This window comes from Aeromicrobium sp. HA (assembly GCF_027171405.1).
Classification (GTDB): domain Bacteria; phylum Actinomycetota; class Actinomycetes; order Propionibacteriales; family Nocardioidaceae; genus Aeromicrobium; species Aeromicrobium tamlense.
On the sequence record NZ_CP114372.1, the window covers coordinates 2844425 to 2859408 of the forward strand.

Annotated in this window: 12 protein-coding genes; 5 read left to right on the top strand and 7 right to left on the bottom strand. The window is 67.1% G+C overall.

Features of this window, described 5'->3' with window-relative positions; translation table 11 throughout:
- The first annotated feature begins 15 nt into the window (after window positions 1-15).
- Both O3S82_RS14045 and O3S82_RS14050 read left to right on the top strand, forming a co-directional pair.
- Window positions 16-1677 (top strand): AMP-binding protein, encoded by a 1662-nt coding sequence (locus tag O3S82_RS14045; RefSeq protein ID WP_269303650.1) that lies wholly within the window; start codon window positions 16-18, stop codon window positions 1675-1677.
- On the top strand, window positions 1674-2183 hold the full coding sequence (locus O3S82_RS14050) for an acyl-CoA thioesterase (RefSeq protein ID WP_269303652.1): 510 nt from the start codon (window positions 1674-1676) through the stop codon (window positions 2181-2183). Before O3S82_RS14045 ends, O3S82_RS14050 begins: the two co-directional genes overlap by 4 nt.
- Before the next feature lie 192 nt (window positions 2184-2375).
- Here the strand turns inward: O3S82_RS14050 and O3S82_RS14055 are convergent, their stop codons facing one another.
- Together O3S82_RS14055 and O3S82_RS14060 are read right to left on the bottom strand one after the other, a co-directional pair.
- On the bottom strand, window positions 2376-3005 hold the full coding sequence (locus O3S82_RS14055) for a DUF6338 family protein (RefSeq protein ID WP_269303654.1): 630 nt from the start codon (window positions 3003-3005) through the stop codon (window positions 2376-2378).
- Between the two features lie 58 nt (window positions 3006-3063).
- Entirely contained in the window at window positions 3064-3669 is a 606-nt protein-coding gene (locus O3S82_RS14060; protein ID WP_269303656.1) for a TetR/AcrR family transcriptional regulator, read from the bottom strand.
- An 86-nt stretch (window positions 3670-3755) separates the two neighbouring features.
- On the opposite strand from O3S82_RS14060, the gene O3S82_RS14065 reads away from it, so the two are divergent.
- On the top strand, window positions 3756-6944 hold the full coding sequence (locus O3S82_RS14065) for an acetyl-CoA carboxylase family protein (RefSeq protein ID WP_269303658.1): 3189 nt from the start codon (window positions 3756-3758) through the stop codon (window positions 6942-6944).
- Window positions 6945-6953: 9 nt separating this feature from the next.
- Here the strand turns inward: O3S82_RS14065 and O3S82_RS14070 are convergent, their stop codons facing one another.
- A complete protein-coding gene (locus O3S82_RS14070) occupies window positions 6954-7313 on the bottom strand; it encodes a hypothetical protein (RefSeq protein ID WP_269303660.1) in 360 nt (119 codons plus the stop codon).
- A gap of 236 nt (window positions 7314-7549) precedes the next feature.
- On the opposite strand from O3S82_RS14070, the gene O3S82_RS14075 reads away from it, so the two are divergent.
- The gene (locus O3S82_RS14075) at window positions 7550-8797 is read left to right on the top strand and encodes an AbiH family protein (protein ID WP_269303662.1); all 1248 of its coding nucleotides are present in this window, start codon (window positions 7550-7552) and stop codon (window positions 8795-8797) included.
- Window positions 8798-8838: 41 nt separating this feature from the next.
- Here O3S82_RS14075 and O3S82_RS14080 read toward each other — a convergent pair whose 3' ends face one another.
- The 4 genes from O3S82_RS14080 to O3S82_RS14090 all read right to left on the bottom strand — a co-directional run bounded on the left by O3S82_RS14080 (window position 8839) and on the right by O3S82_RS14090 (window position 13365).
- Window positions 8839-10806 carry a DUF3732 domain-containing protein gene (locus O3S82_RS14080; protein ID WP_269303663.1) on the bottom strand — a complete coding sequence of 656 codons (1968 nt, stop codon included), beginning with the start codon at window positions 10804-10806 and terminating at the stop codon, window positions 8839-8841.
- The gene (locus O3S82_RS17375; RefSeq protein WP_442864648.1) at window positions 10807-11310 is read right to left on the bottom strand and encodes a three component ABC system middle component; all 504 of its coding nucleotides are present in this window, start codon (window positions 11308-11310) and stop codon (window positions 10807-10809) included.
- Complete coding sequence (locus O3S82_RS14085; protein ID WP_269303665.1) at window positions 11297-12478, bottom strand: ABC-three component system protein; 1182 nt, start codon at window positions 12476-12478, stop codon at window positions 11297-11299. Before O3S82_RS14085 ends, O3S82_RS17375 begins: the two co-directional genes overlap by 14 nt.
- 269 nt (window positions 12479-12747) lie before the next feature.
- Window positions 12748-13365, bottom strand: coding sequence for a hypothetical protein (locus O3S82_RS14090; RefSeq protein ID WP_269303667.1), 618 nt, complete (start codon window positions 13363-13365; stop codon window positions 12748-12750).
- A 61-nt stretch (window positions 13366-13426) separates the two neighbouring features.
- Here O3S82_RS14090 and O3S82_RS14095 point away from each other — a divergent pair, with 61 nt between their 5' ends.
- Window positions 13427-14944 carry an ATP-dependent DNA ligase gene (locus tag O3S82_RS14095; RefSeq protein ID WP_269303669.1) on the top strand — a complete coding sequence of 506 codons (1518 nt, stop codon included), beginning with the start codon at window positions 13427-13429 and terminating at the stop codon, window positions 14942-14944.
- The last annotated feature ends 40 nt before the right edge of the window (window positions 14945-14984 follow it).

Here is a 14984-nt window from a genome sequence, read left to right on the forward strand (position 1 = left end):
GGAGGCAGCCGTCCCATGACGACCCCGCAGACCCTCGACCAGTACGTGGAGACCGTCCGCCGGCTCCAGGCCGACCTCCGTCCCGCCGGGATCCCGGCCGAGGTGCACTACCCCGCCGGCGAGATCACGATCCCGGCCCACGTCTCGCACTGGGCCGCCGAGCGTCCCGAGCAGGTCGCGCTCGCCCTGGGTGACACCCGCTTCACGTACGCCGAGCTCGACGACGCTCACCGCCGCGTGGCCACGTGGATGTCCGAGCACGGCGTCGGTCGCGGCGACCGCGTCGCGATCTACCTCGGCAACTCCACCGAGTTCGTCATCGCCTTCCTCGCCGTGCTGCGCCTGGGCGCCGTGCACGTGCCGGTGAACCCGATGTTCCAGCCCGCCGAGCTCGCCTACGAGCTGCTCGACAGCGAGCCCGTCCTCGTCGTCACGAACCAGGCACTCTCCCCCACGCTCGAGGCCTGCGCCGACCGCGTGCCCGCGATCCCCGTCCTGCTGACCGACGGCTCGGGCGAGTTCGGCTGGGAGTCCGCGATCGCGGCCGAGCCGTACGCCGGCGACGACGGCGACCTCGACTCGCTCGCGGCCCTGAACTACACCGGCGGCACCACCGGCATGCCGAAGGGCTGCCAGCACAGCCAGCGCCACATGCTCTACACCGTGGCCAGCGCCGCCACCGCCACCGCGATGCCGGCCGACAGCAGCTACGTCTCGCTGTGCTACCTGCCGATCTTCTGGATCGCCGGCGAGGACCTGGGCATCCTCATCCCGTTCGTCCTCGGCGGCACCAGCATCCTCATGGCCCGCTGGAACGCGGCCGAGGTGGTCGACACGATCGAGCGCGAGCGGGTCACGCTGATGACCGGCACGGTCGAGAACTACCTCGAGCTGATGGAGACGCAGGACCTGACGACCCGCGACCTCAGCTCGCTCGAGGACCCCCAGGCCGTCTCGTTCATCCGCAAGATGACGCCCGAGGTGCGCCGCCGCTGGGCCGAGCTCGTTCCCGGCTCCACCCTGCGCGAGTCCTCGTACGGCATGACCGAGACGCACACGATCGACTGCGTGCCCTACGGCTTCGCCGAGAACGACTTCGACCTGCTCTCCGAGCCGGTGTTCTGCGGCATCCCCGTGCCCGGCACCGACATCGCGGTCGTCGAGCTGGGCACGCAGACCCCCGTTCCACTGGGCGAGGTCGGCGAGATCATCGTCCGCAGCCCCTCGGTCACCGACGGCTACTGGCGCAACGAGGAGGCCACCCGCGACCAGCTGGTCGACGGCTGGATCCACACCGGCGACAACGGCCGCATCGACGAGCAGGGCTTCCTGCACTACCTCGGTCGTCGCAAGGAGATGATCAAGGTCAACGGCATGAGCGTCTTCCCCGCCGACGTCGAGATGCTGCTGGCACAGCACCCCGCGGTCGACTCGGTCGCGGTCGTGCCCACCGACGATCCCGACACCGGCCAGCGTCCGGTCGCCTTCGTCGTCCCGCGCGCTGACAGCGACGTCACGTCCGAGGAGCTCGTGACGTGGGCCCGCGGCAACATGGCCACCTACAAGGTGCCGCTCGTCAAGGTGCTCGGCTCGCTGCCGCTGACCGCGACGGGCAAGGTGCGCAAGAACGAGCTCGCCGACGACGCGGCCGCGCTCAACGCCAAGGTCTCGTCGTGAGCGCACTCCCCTCACTCGCCGAGGTCGATGCGCTGGGCCCGCTGTTCGTGCGCGAGGTGCCCGAGCGGTACCGCGACCTCAACGGCCACGTGAACGTGCGCGGCCACTACGACCTGCACATGGACGCGGCCGAGGAGTCCTGGGAACGCCAGGTGGGCCTCGACCAGGCCTTCCTCGACCGCACCGGGCAGAGCTCGTTCAGCATCGCCCACCACGTGCAGTTCCACCACGAGATCCTCGTGGGTCACGAGGTGTCGGCGTACCTGCGGATCCTGGGGCGCGCCCCCAAGACGGTCCACGCGGTCACGGTCGTGGCCAACCGCACCACCGGCGAGATCGCCAGCACCCTGGAGTTCGTCGAGGCCTACGTCGACCTCACGACCCGGCGCGCGACCGAGTTCGCCCCCGAGGTCGCCGAGCGCATCGACGCCCTCCTGGCCGAGCACGCGGCCCTGCCCTGGTCGCTGCCGTCGAGCCACCGGCTCGGCACCTCGCGCCCCTCCTGACTCGGGAAGGCGCGCAGCTCAGGCGGACCGGGGCGGCCAGGGCCGAACCGCACCACCGAGCGCCGGACCTGGTGGCGGAGGCCTCAGGTCCGAGACATCCTTGGAGGACTCGTAGCCTCCACGCTTCGGTCGGCTCCTGCTGACGCGCCGTGCTGCGGAATCGGAGCTCTTCTTCATCACGGTCACGCCCCCTCAGGCATCGATGAACTCAAGGTACTCGACCTCCTGGAAGCGCACGAGCAGTCCGCGACCGAGGATCGGTCGAGCCGAGGCGCCCAACTCGAACTCACCGGTGACCGGGTCGAGCTCAGCGGCTGCAGCAAGGAAGAGGTCCTCCGGCTCGGGATATCCGGAGACGTACGACTTGAGCTCCCCACTGCTGGCATACGCACCGCCCACCCACGTGCCGGACTTCAGCCTCAGTGTGACCCATCCGTTCCGCGGGCCCTGGAAGAGATGGTCCCAGGCTCGAGGGGCAGGGTCCGGCCCGGTGATCGCGAGCGCCCAACGCTGGCGCGACCGCGTCCCCCAACCGACGGCAGTTCCCGCCATCAGCGGGACGGCGACGTAGATCAGGACGGCCGGCCAGGCCCACCAGGACGGCGGGTCGTCCCGAGCCAGCGGAAGGTGGGTCGACCACAGCCACCAGGTAGCCGGGGCGAAGAGGGCGTGAAGGACTGCAGAGCCGCCGACGAACCGGAACAGGCGATCGCTGGCCCCCGAGCCCCACCGGCCCACGATCCGCTCGAAGGCCCATGAGTGGAGCGCGCCGGGGAGGAGCGCAAGAAGGACCACTCCGAGCGCGTGCATGGTGGTGGGCATCCGCACATGGTGGCGGCTTGCCGATCGCCACGCCAGAGGGTCGTGGCCGCCTGTGGACTCAGCGGCCGAGGCAGGCCATCCAGATGCGGTGCATCTCCTCGACCGCGGCGGCCACGGTGGTCTCGCCGGCGACGACGAGGGGCGCATAGCGGTCGTTCATGCCGGCGCCCATGAGGCCGAGCGCCTCGGGGTCGGCGACGGGATTCACCCGACCCGACTTGGCGTGCTGGCCGACGTAGACGGCGGTGCGGTGCACGGCCTCGCCCTGGATCTGGCTCCACAGGGCGCGCAGCTCGGGGTCGGCCACGGCCTGGTGGTTGAGCACCGTCATCAGCGCGAGGTTCTCGACGGTGGCCTCGAGCGTGGTCTCGATCGTGCGGCGCAGGACGCCGTCGACGTCGTCGCGGTCGAGGTCGGAGAGGTCCTGCGCGCGCAGGAAGCGGTCGCGGACCTGCTCGGCGAGCACCGCGAAGACCTGCTCCTTCGAGGCGAAGTAGACGTAGAAGGTGGCTCGGCTGACGCCCGCGCGGCGCGTGATCTCAGCGATCGTCGTGGCGCCGTAGCCGAGCTCCTCGAACGCCTCGCGCGCTGCGTCGAGCAGCTCGCCGTGGCGCTTGGCGTCGGCGCGGTCGTGGTCCTCGCGGACCGCCCAGCCCTGTGTCATGGCCCTTACCCTAGCGTGACCATTGACACAGGTGTCAACAGTCGCGAGGATAGGCATTGACACCCCTGTCAACGTCGGGAGACACGATGAAGGTCCTGATCGCCAACCGTGGTGAGATCGCCGCGCGGATCGAACGCGCGGTGCTCGCGCTCGGCTGGACCGCGCAGCACGTCCACACCGCCGAGGAGGCCGGCACCGCCGGTCCCGACAGCCACCCGCTCCCCCGGGCCGGCGTCGCGGGCTACCTCGACGTCGAGGCGATCGTCGCCGCCGCCGTGCTCACCGGCTCGGACCTCGTGCACCCCGGCTACGGCTTCCTCAGCGAGAGCGCCGAGCTGGCCCGGGCCTGCGAGGCCTCGGGTCTGACGTTCGTCGGTCCCGAGCCGTCGACGCTGGAGCTCTTCGGCGACAAGGGTCGCGCCCGCGAGCACGCCCTCGCCCAGGGCGTCCCCGTCCTCGACGCCACGGACCGGGACGCGAGCCTCGCCGATGTCACCGCGCTCCTCGAGCGCCACCCCGGCGGCATCATGATCAAGGCCGTCTCCGGCGGCGGCGGGCGCGGCATGCGTCCCGTCACCGACCCGGCCGACCTCGCCGAGGCCTACGACCGCTGCCGCTCCGAGGCCGAGCGCGCCTTCGGCAGCTCGGCCGTCTACGCCGAGCGGCTGCTGCCCAGCGCCAAGCACATCGAGGTCCAGGTCCTCGGCGACGGCTCGGCCGTCGTCACGCTCGGCGAGCGCGAGTGCTCGGTGCAGCGCCGTCACCAGAAGGTCATCGAGACCGCGCCGAGCCCCTCGCTCACCGACGCCCACCGCGAGCGCCTGGTCGCGTGGGCCAAGGACCTCACCGCTCCCCTCGGCTACCGCGGCCTGGCCACGGTGGAGTTCCTCGTCAACGCCGAGCTGCTGCACCGCGGCGGCCCGCTCGACGCCGTCTTCATCGAGGTCAACCCGCGCCTGCAGGTCGAGCACACCGTGACCGAGGAGGTCACCGGCGTCGACCTCGTGCGGTCGCAGCTGCTCGTCGCCTCCGGACAGTCCCTGGACCAGGTCGGCCTGTCCGGCGACGTCCGCCCGCGTCCCGGCGTGGTCGCGATCCAGTCACGCGTGAACGCTGAGGAGGTCGTCGGCGGCACGGTCGTCGCGACCACCGGCACGGTCTCCGAGTTCGCCGCGCCCGAGGGCGTCCGCGTCGACACGGGCATCGCGCCCGGCGCCGTCGTCGACGGCACGTTCGACTCCCTGCTCGCGAAGGTCATCACGGTCACCGAGGGCGACCACGCGGCCGCGTGCGCCGCCGCCGCCGAAGCCGTCGCCGCGCTGCGGGTCGAGGGCGTGCGGACGAACGTGCCGCTGCTGCGCGAGCTGTTGACCTCCGACGTCGTCCGCCGCGGCGACGTCACCACGGCATGGCTCGACGGGCTGCTCGCCGAGCGCGCCGAGTCCGAGCGCTCCACCGACGCGTCCGGCACCGTGGCCTCGGTCATGAACGGCACCGTCCTGGCGGTGTCGGTGAAGGTCGGCGACACCGTCGGCGCGCGCACCCCGCTCGCGACGCTCGAGTCGATGAAGATGGAGCACCCGGTCACGGCGGGCTTCGCCGGCACGGTCACCGAGGTCCTCGTCGCCGAGGGCGACCAGGTCGCGGCCGGCCAGACGGTGGCCGTCGTCGCGCCCGACGACTCGATCGAGCACGTCCATGACGAGGACGAGGACGTCGACCTCGACCACATCCGTCCCGACCTGGCCGAGCTGCACGACCGGATCGCCCGCACCCGCGACGACGCCCGCACCGAGGCCGTCGCGAAGCGGCACGCCCGAGGGCACCTCACCGCCCGCGAGTGGGTGGACCTGCTCGTGGACGAGGGCACGTTCACCGAGTACGGCGCGCTGACGGTCGCGGCTCAGCGGCAGCGCCGCAGCCTCGAGGACCTCATGGCGAACACGCCCGCCGACGGCATCATCACGGGCCTCGGCACGATCAACGGCGCGACGTCCGAGGCGTCCAGCCGCTGCGCCGTGCTGGCCTACGACTACACGGTGCTCGCCGGCACGCAAGGCTACTTCAACCACAAGAAGACCGACCGCCTGCTCGAGCTGGCGCGCGACCGGAAGCTGCCGGTGGTGCTGTTCGCCGAGGGCGGCGGCGGTCGTCCCGGCGACACCGACACCGCCGACCTGCTCGCCGCGGGCCTCAACGTGCGCACGTTCGCCACGATGGGCTCGCTCAGCGGCGTCGTTCCGACGGTGGGCATCGTGACCGGCCGCTGCTTCGCGGGCAACGCCGCGCTGCTCGGCTGCTGCGACGTGATCATCGGCACCGAGGACGCGAACCTCGGCATGGCCGGCCCCGCGATGATCGAGGGCGGCGGCCTGGGCGTCTTCACGCCCGAGCAGATCGGCCCGATGTCGGTGCAGGGCCCGAACGGCGTGGTGGACATCGTCGTGGCCGACGACGCCGAGGCGATCAGCGTGGCCCAGCGATACCTCTCCTACTTCCAGGGCGCGCAGCCCGAGTGGACCGCCGCCGACCAGCGCCGCCTGCGCCACGTCATCGGCGAGAACCGCAAGCAGGTCTACGACATCCGCACGGTCATCGAATCGCTCGTCGACACCGACAGCGTGCTGGAGCTGCGCCGCGAGTTCGGCACCGGCGCGATCACCGCGCTCGTCCGGATCGAGGGCCGCCCGTACGGCCTCGTCGCGAACAACCCGGCGCACCTGGGCGGCGCGATCGACGCCGACGCGGCCGACAAGATGGCGCGCTTCCTGCAGCTGTGCGACTCGCACGGCCTGCCGGTGGTCTCGCTGTGCGACACCCCGGGCTTCATGGTCGGCCCCGAGAGCGAGCAGACCGCCACGGTCCGCCACTTCAGCCGCCTGTTCGTGATCGCCGCGCACCTCAGCGTGCCGATGACGACGATCGTGCTGCGCAAGGCCTACGGGCTCGGCGCGCAGGCGATGGCGGCGGGCGGCTTCGCCGAGACCACCGCCACGATCTCGTGGCCGACGGGCGAGATCGGCGGCATGGGCCTCGAGGGCGCCGTGCGGCTCGGCTTCTCCAAGGAGCTCGCCGCGATCGAGGACGAGCAGGCCCGCGCCGAGCGCTACGAGGAGCTCGTGGCCCAGCACTACGAGGCCGGCAAGGCGATCAACGGCGCCATGAAGCTCGAGCTCGACGAGGTCATCGACCCCGCCGACACCCGCCGCTGGATCGTCGCCACCCTCGGCGACTGGCACGGCGAGGGCTCCCACCGCTTCGTCGACACCTGGTGAGGCTCAGGGCTACTGGCCGTGGGAGAACCTGAGGTCCGCGAAGAACAGGTGGTTGAGGCGAAACCGCAGGTGCCCCAGCTTGCTCTCGTCCGGCGCTTCGTCGGGTGTCAGAAGCCGAAAGGTGAGAAGGGTTTCGCCGTTTCCGGCGTCCGCGACGTCGAGCCGCACCTCGTCGCGCGGACGACTGGGCCACAGCGACGACCAGACCAGACTCTGGTCCTCGACGGACCGGACGACCGACGGCTCGACCTCGTCATCCAGCAGCCGAAGCCATGGCCTTGCACACGGCTGGTGCGGCTCGGCCAGGGATCGCCACACGACCCGCGGCGGCGCCGGCAACTTCCGCCCCCGCGCGGCCAGTTCGATCATCGGTGGAGCATACGGCGAGCAAACGCAGCCCTCTCCAGAGCGCGACATCCTGATGCACTCGCGGCGGAACGACGCAGAACGTGACGACAGCAACTCCCTTGCCGAATCCGGAACTTGTTGATGGCAGTGTTTCCTAGAATGACCGAGATCGAACCCCGGAAGTAGCACGTTCTTCGCTCCCTGGTTCGAAGGCCTAGCGTCGCCACAACACATCGTGAGGAGTTCGTATGTCATGGGTGTACGACGCCGAGATCGCAGATCATGCCCAGAACGGCTCTGGCCCCGGCTTCGTTCGCTACACGCGGAGTGAGTTCGAGAAACTTCGTAGACAGCACAACATCTTGGCGCTCGTGGGAAACGGATTCGACATACAGACTTTGGCGGACTACGAGCACCCCATCGACTCCCGCTACGAAACGTTTTATTACTACCTTCAGATGAGGGGATTCAACTCGCGAAACCTCCTTCTGATGCAGATGAACTATGAGTTGAGGCTGCACCAGCAGTTTGGTGGTCACGACAGTTGGAGTGACATCGAGGCCGCTGTCGAAAGGAATCTCAAGTATCCTCACGCACCGGGGCGCATCTTCGACGATCTCCGCGCGATGCAAGCTGAGTTTGCCCAGTTTCTTCAGGGAGTCGCGCCGAGCACACTTCTCGATCAGGTCGGAGTCGACGCTGCGAAGAACGGCTTGAGTTTGCGGAGCTTGGCTGAGTTTCTAGGCGACGTAGTCGATCGCGACGACTTCCTGACTCTTGACTTTCCGTCACGAGTGAGCCACTACGACCTCTTCAACTTTCAGTTTGTGAACTTCAACTACACGACTCTTCTGGACAACTACATCTACCTCGATCAGGTTCAATTCGACCCGCTCAAGCACAGGACCGTCGACACCAACTTCACGTTCAGGAACGATCCCCGCAGCTACCGTAAGCCCGGTGCCACTCCCGACGAGGGATACTCTGGCTACGTCGTAAGCGACGTCATTCACCCGCATGGCGTCCTGAGTACTCCGCGCTCGCTACTATTCGGCATCGATGCTCCGGACGACTACAAGCAGCAAGCCAGGAACGACGCTCGCCGTTTGGAGAAGCCGTATTGGTCTCAGGCGCACGCGCTCTATCGGAACCACTTTCTCCAAGCGGATCTCTTTGTGATCTTCGGATGCTCACTGGGGCAAAGTGATGGGTGGTGGTGGCGGAACATCGTTCGAGGGCTACGGAACACCAAGAGTCAGACACCCACTCGAGGCGCCAACAAGGGCCAAACTCTCGAGGAGTTCTCGGAACTGATCATCTACCGGCGGCAGGAGGACGGGCGTCACAGTGTCGATTCGGTTCGGGACCGGTTCCTCGATGTTGCCGGTGTATCAGCTGTAGATCCCGATCGGCAGTGGCTGGCGGACCGGATTCACGTCGTCATCTACGACGACTCCACCGACCGCGCCTTCTTGAACACACGTCGCCAGCGAGATCCAGGCTAGGTCAGTTGCTTGCGCTGACTTGGCGAAGGACGCTGGTCTGGCTATGTCTGCGCGTGGTACTCGTCTCGAGTTGGCCAGTCATTCGGGATAAGCGCGACTCCATTCCGCCAGTTATCTACCACGGCATCCTGAAACCAGTCATCCGCAAGGTTTGCGTGATCGCAAACAATGATTTGTAGCTCCCCCGAAAGGGTCTCAACGACATCGCGAAGCAGTTCAAACTGACGGCGCACGGCGGCCCAGTCGGCATCTTCGTCCTCCGCAGCGTCAACTACCTCTTCCGGGAAGAACGCCTGAGTCGGTTGATCCAGCATCAAGAACCGCGGCGTGGGACGCTCGTGAGTTACCAACCAGTGATGAAGTGCAAGGTGAGTCGCCAAGTGGTACCCGACCCAGTTTTCCGCACTCCCCATCCGTGACAGTGGCACACGGCCGCCTGGGCGAAGATAAGAGACTGTGAGTTCGACGGGGTCGAGCCGCGCTGGGAACTCCGACCCTTCTAGATGGAGAGCGCGCGCGTAGAGGGTGATGAGTTCCCCAACTCCGTCCATCGTTCGCTTCATGTTTTCCGTCGGGTCGTCGGCCTCGAACAGTTCTTCGAGGCGGGCGACTTGGCCACGGATCCGACGTTCAGCTGAGCGCAGCTCCTCCACGCCCCCCTCGACCTGAACCCCGCGTTCCAGTTCTTGGCTTGCACGTCCCTGCAGGAATGCGATCTGCTCGCGCTGCGCTCGACCGTTTGCTAGGTCCTGGTTCTGGGCCGCTGTTGCATTCAGATCGGCTACGTTCTCTCGCAGCGATTCACGAAGTCTGTCTCGGGATTCGGTCAGTGACTCAACTAGTGATTCGCGCCGTGCTCGTGAGCCTCGTGAAGCCACGAGCCTTTCGTCCAACTCCAACAACAACTGCTGTAGTGATTGCACGGACTCGTCCGGGTGTGGAAGCTCCTGCTCGCAGAGCGGGCAGGAGCTGGCAGCGACGTCCTCGCTCACCCGTCGTGGAAGTAGAACACTGATCGCGCTCAGGCGATCTCTCTGAATCGCAAGTTCCGACGTAGCGTCAGAGTGCTCCGCCTCGAGCTGGCGCATCAAGCCGATTTGGTCATCAAGTTCTTGAAGTCGCCGCCGCAGGGCGGTGCCCTCGTCGAGCAACGCGGCCTGTCGTGCCCCGGCTTCGGTGGTGACGTCGCTGTCCGGCGCCGCCTGGTACCCGCGGATCCGTTCCAGTAGTGGTCGAGCTTGGCTCGGGTCAGTGATTGAGTCGTCTTGGCTATCGAGGACGCCAAGAGCGAGTGCAGATCGAAGGATCTGGAACGTGCGACCGGCCTGCTGTCCAAGATCAGCTTCGGTCGTCCTCAATTCCAACAGAATCCGCCGGAGGTTGCGTCGGGCTTGGAGTAACTGCCTTTGGATTGCCGACTGCTCAGGGGTGGATGCGCCTAGGAAGTAAGGCAGCACACCACGAATTGTCGGCCTGATGTCTGGCTCGTTCTGTCGATGGAAAAGTACCGCTCGGTTTGCGATCTCATTCTGATTCTGGAAGCTGAAGAAGATGGCTTGCTTGCTTGAGACCTCAAAAGGAATCCGCAGGCTTCCGTGCTCTGGCTCGACCGTAAATCTATCGATTCGGAGGTGCTCGGTCAGCACGTCTTTCACGACGTCCGTGTCTGCGTTTACCTCGAGGCCTTTACTGGTCGCAGGTGCGACGAGCGTGTGATCCCCGAGCATGACTACTGCGCGATTCGTCGACGCGGACTCCGGGTTCGGCCGGAGGATTAGAACTCGCTTGTCCTCAAACTGAAGAAGTGTGGTGTACCAAGCAGCCTTATCACTGATCACGCCAGTAGGAATCGTGACGGTGTCTCGACCGAGGCAGAACTCTACGATATCGAGTAAGGCTGACTTTCCCGTCTTGGACTTCCCTGTCAGGATGTTCAATCCGATCGGATTGAAGTCGACTTTCCTGAGTATGCCGTGGTGTCCGTAGACCCCGACTGAAACGATGTGCATTTAGCCTCCGATGCCGAGAAGATTGAAAGCCGTGACGACATCAGTCGCGCGAAACCAACGGCCAGCTACTCTGGCCGCTCTGACCGTGTTGACCAGCTCGTCCGGCCAAGACTGTGGGTTGGGACTCCTTGGTCGATGCCCGGCTACAACCTCTGTGCCACTTAGAGTGAGCCTCCCGGTACGCATGCCGAAGCGAATCGCCCGGCGTGTGGCGGGTGCAAGCGTTGCTACTCGCGCGTCGACTCCCCGTGAAAGTGCTGGGTTACGAACTGCCCATGCTGCGAGCGTGACGCTGGGTGACCTAGGAAGGGATTCGCGCGTAGGCGGATGCAGTACCAACGGAAGGATGACGAAACAGGCGGGCCAACTCAGGCCGGAACCGCTGTCTTGCTCCTTCGCCCACGAAGCGTTCACGATCAGCTCGGAGGTGAACGCCTCATTGAAGAGCGCAATCGCCTCGGGAGCTCGCCTACGCGATGGGGGTACTGAGTCATGTTGTGACATCGGACAACAACCCTTCCAATTGCACTTGGAAGTCGGGGTGCCACCCAACTTGCTGACCTAGTTCCCCATCCGCCAACGCGTGGAACATGCCTCTGTTGAACCAAGCCTCGTCAAAGCGATCTCGCAGCCGCGAGCGACACTCGCGAGCGACTCGACTGAGCACGTCCTGACCTACCTTGCCGGCTTCGCGATCGTCGGTGGCCATGCGTGCTACCTCGTCGTCGAATACTTGCTCCCACTCGTCGTACAGCTTGAAAGCGAAACGGTCGAGTTCCTCCTCGCCAATTAGCTGATAGCGAAGCCAAAACGACCTTTGGGTATAGGCGCGGTGGTAGTCGCGAATCGCCTTCCATAATCGCTCGTGATCCAGTGCGATCCATGCGAGTTGGTGGACAAAGATGCGGTCTTGGTAGCCGGCCGTTATCGACTCGTCGAACCGCTGACGAACGTCCGGATCCACCGGGAGGCTGTCAGCTCGAAGTTGGTCAACGATGTCCGCGACCTGGATAGCGAGGTCGGAGCCGGTGATCGCATCAAGACTGCCATCGAGCAGCCTTACAGCGATCCCGGCCCACCATCCCTTGAGGAGCGCAATGAATGCCTTCTCTTTCCCTGGGGTGATCGCGTATCGGAAGACTTGCACGAGCTCGGAGTCGAGCCCACCGGCAGACGGCGTCGCGTCGTCGATAACTACCCGTTCAATCAGCGCGATCCTCTGGTCTTCGTCGAGACCGAGAAATCGCCGTCGCCACGCCCGGGACGTAGCGTTGCCTTTCCCGGCCGCTGCCTCGACCAACAGATCGACAGCTTGACTGACATCCCTTCCAGCGCCGTTCCTCAATAGAGCAAGGTTCGCGTCGGTGTTTTGCGTTGTGACCATGCGAAGCGCCGGATTCTCGTCGATGTCGAGATCCATCCAGACGTTCAAGCTCCGCCAGAGATCGATGCTTTTCATCGTGACAGTTCCGGGACCGATGTGATGCTTCACTTGCAGGAGTTCCGTGGGCGACCCGCTATCGCTGAAGTCGATGTCGTCGAGCATCTCGATCCGCATCTCGACGGAGGGCTCGGTAGCGCCGCGGCGGCCAAGCTCAGCGAGAGCTCGCATGCACTGCTGGAAGTAGCCGAGGGCCTGGCCAGCCGCCGAGTGGCTACTGCTGTCTGGCACCGAGCGCACCTCCGAGAGCGAACGTGGCGCGGGTCGCGCCCAACCTGTTTGCTGACGCTATACCGAGATCAGTCGGTTCAGTTGCGTTCGGAACATTTCCCATACGGCGAGATGAGACGAGGTGCGATGGCGCTGGGGATACGGGCCTATCACGCTGGGCGGAAAGACGCGAGTCTGAACCGAGCAGGCGAGGCAATGGGGCGACTTGAGAGCCCGGCTAGGTCGAGACTGTGCGAACTACTCATTGGCCTCCGCGCCGTCTCGGAAGGCTAGGTGAGCCGCTCGATCGTGGTCACGACGCTGGTGACCGAGGGGCGGGTCGGGGTGCTGGAGAAGCCGAAGCGGCAGGGTGGGTCCACCGGGCGAAGGACTCCGAGGTCCTCCCCGCGCCACGTTCCGGTGACCGCGTCCACAGAGACGACGGACGTCGCGCCGTACCACTCGCGGCGGTCGTTGCCGGCGGTGCCGCGGGTGCGCACGCCCTTCATGACGACGCGCGCGATGGGGTCGATGGCTCCGCACCAGGCGGGCGCGGTCGCGAGGCGGGAGGGCACCACGCCGAGCAGCGCGCCCAGCGGCGTGCGGCCTCCAATCACGAGCCGCAGCGAGAGGGAGGGAGTCGAGACCTCCCACCCGTCGGCGGTGTCGTCAACGGACACGGGCTCGATGACGACCTCGTCGAACGAGTAGGTCGCCGCGACGAAGTCCCGCACCCGTTCAGAAGGTGCGAGCAGGACCCGGTGCCCCGCGGCGTCCTCGATCATCACGTCCGCGAACGCGCCCCACGGCGAGGCGTCCCAGCGGCCCACGACCACGCGGACCCCGCTCGTGCTGCCGACGCCGGCGATCCGGCCCTCGAAGCGCTCCCTGATCCGTCCGGCCCTCACGTGACCATCCTGCCCGCTCGGGACACGAGCGCCTGTCGGTGGCGAGCGGCAGGATGGGCTCATGCTGCTCGCCGAGCTCGTCGCCACCTCCGAGGAGGTCGCCGCCACCCGCTCCCGCAAGGCGAAGGTCGCGCTGCTCGCCGGCCTGCTCGCGCGCGTCGAGCCCGAGGAGCTCGAGGTCGTCGTGTCCTACCTCGGCGGTGCGCTGCGTCAGCGCCGCACTGGCCTGGGCTGGCGAGGCGTGAGCGCCCCGGCGCCGCCTGCGACCGAGCCCTCGTTGAGCGTTCTCGAGGTCGATGCGGCGTTCGCGGCCATGGCAGTGCTCTCCGGCTCGGGCTCGCAGGGCGCGCGCCGCGAGGCCGTCACCGACCTGTTCGGGCGTGCCACCGCCGCCGAGCAGGCGTGGCTGCGCGCGATCGTCACCGGCAACCTGCGCCAGGGCGCGCTCGACGCCGTCACGCAGGAGGCGGTCGCGCGGGTCGCCGACGTGCCGGTCACCGCCGTCCGCCGCGCCGCGATGCTCGCCGGCAGCACCGTGGCCGCCGCGCGCGCCGCCTTCGAGGGCGAGGAGGCGCTGGCCGCGATCGGCCTCGAGGTCGGTCGTCCGGTCATGCCGATGCTCGCGTCCAGCGCACCCGACGTCACCGCCGCCATGGCCGGCCTCTCCCCCGACGGCACCACCGAGGTCGCGGTCGACGCGAAGCTCGACGGCATCCGCATCCAGGTCCACCGCGACGGCGACGACGTCCTCGTGGTCACCCGCAGCCTCGACGACATCACCACGCGGCTGCCCGAGGTGGTCGCGGTCGCGCGGTCGCTGCCCGCCTCGCGGTTCGTGCTCGACGGCGAGGCGCTCGCGCTCACCGACGACGGCCGACCGATGGCCTTCCAGGACACCGCCAGCCGCACCGCCCAAGCCGAAGGCGTCGCGATCACGCCCCACTTCTTCGACGTGCTGCACGTCGACGGGCGCGACCTGCTCGACGCTCCCGGACATGAGCGGCTGGACGCGCTCGACGCGCTCGTGCCCGAGCGGCATCGTGTCCGACGACTCGTCACGTCCGACGCAGACGCGGCCGACGCTTTCGCCTCCGAGACTGTCGCCGCCGGGCACGAGGGAGTCGTCCTCAAGGACCTGTCGGCTCCCTACGCGGCTGGCCGTCGTGGCGCGGCGTGGGTCAAGGTCAAGCCGGTCCACACACTCGACCTCGTCGTCCTCGCCGTCGAATGGGGCTCTGGCCGACGGCAGGGCTGGCTCTCCAACATCCACCTCGGTGCGCGCGACGAGTCGTCCCCCACCGGCTTCGTGATGCTGGGCAAGACGTTCAAGGGGATGACCGACGAGATGCTCGCCTGGCAGACCGAGCGCTTCCTCTCACTGGAGACGCATCGAGAGGGTCACGTCGTGCATGTGCGGCCCGAGCAGGTCGTGGAGATCGCCTTCGACGGACTGCAGCGGTCCACGCGGTATGCCGGTGGGCTGGCGCTGCGCTTCGCTCGAGTGGTTCGGTATCGGGACGACAAGTCAGTCGCTGAGGCCGACACGATTGGGACGGTGCGGGACCTCGTTACGGGGTGAGCTGACGTGGTCTCGATACACCCGTCTCGCTTCGCTCGCC

Coding starts and splice junctions, on each gene's coding strand:
- O3S82_RS14060 (WP_269303656.1), bottom strand. CDS start 3,669: ATGACACAGGGCTGGGCGGTCCGCGAGGACCACGACCGCGCCGACGCC.
- O3S82_RS14070 (WP_269303660.1), bottom strand. CDS start 7,313: ATGATCGAACTGGCCGCGCGGGGGCGGAAGTTGCCGGCGCCGCCGCGG.
- O3S82_RS14045 (WP_269303650.1), top strand. CDS start 16: ATGACGACCCCGCAGACCCTCGACCAGTACGTGGAGACCGTCCGCCGG.
- O3S82_RS14055 (WP_269303654.1), bottom strand. CDS start 3,005: ATGCCCACCACCATGCACGCGCTCGGAGTGGTCCTTCTTGCGCTCCTC.
- O3S82_RS14080 (WP_269303663.1), bottom strand. CDS start 10,806: ATGCACATCGTTTCAGTCGGGGTCTACGGACACCACGGCATACTCAGG.
- O3S82_RS17375 (WP_442864648.1), bottom strand. CDS start 11,310: ATGTCACAACATGACTCAGTACCCCCATCGCGTAGGCGAGCTCCCGAG.
- O3S82_RS14065 (WP_269303658.1), top strand. CDS start 3,756: ATGAAGGTCCTGATCGCCAACCGTGGTGAGATCGCCGCGCGGATCGAA.
- O3S82_RS14095 (WP_269303669.1), top strand. CDS start 13,427: ATGCTGCTCGCCGAGCTCGTCGCCACCTCCGAGGAGGTCGCCGCCACC.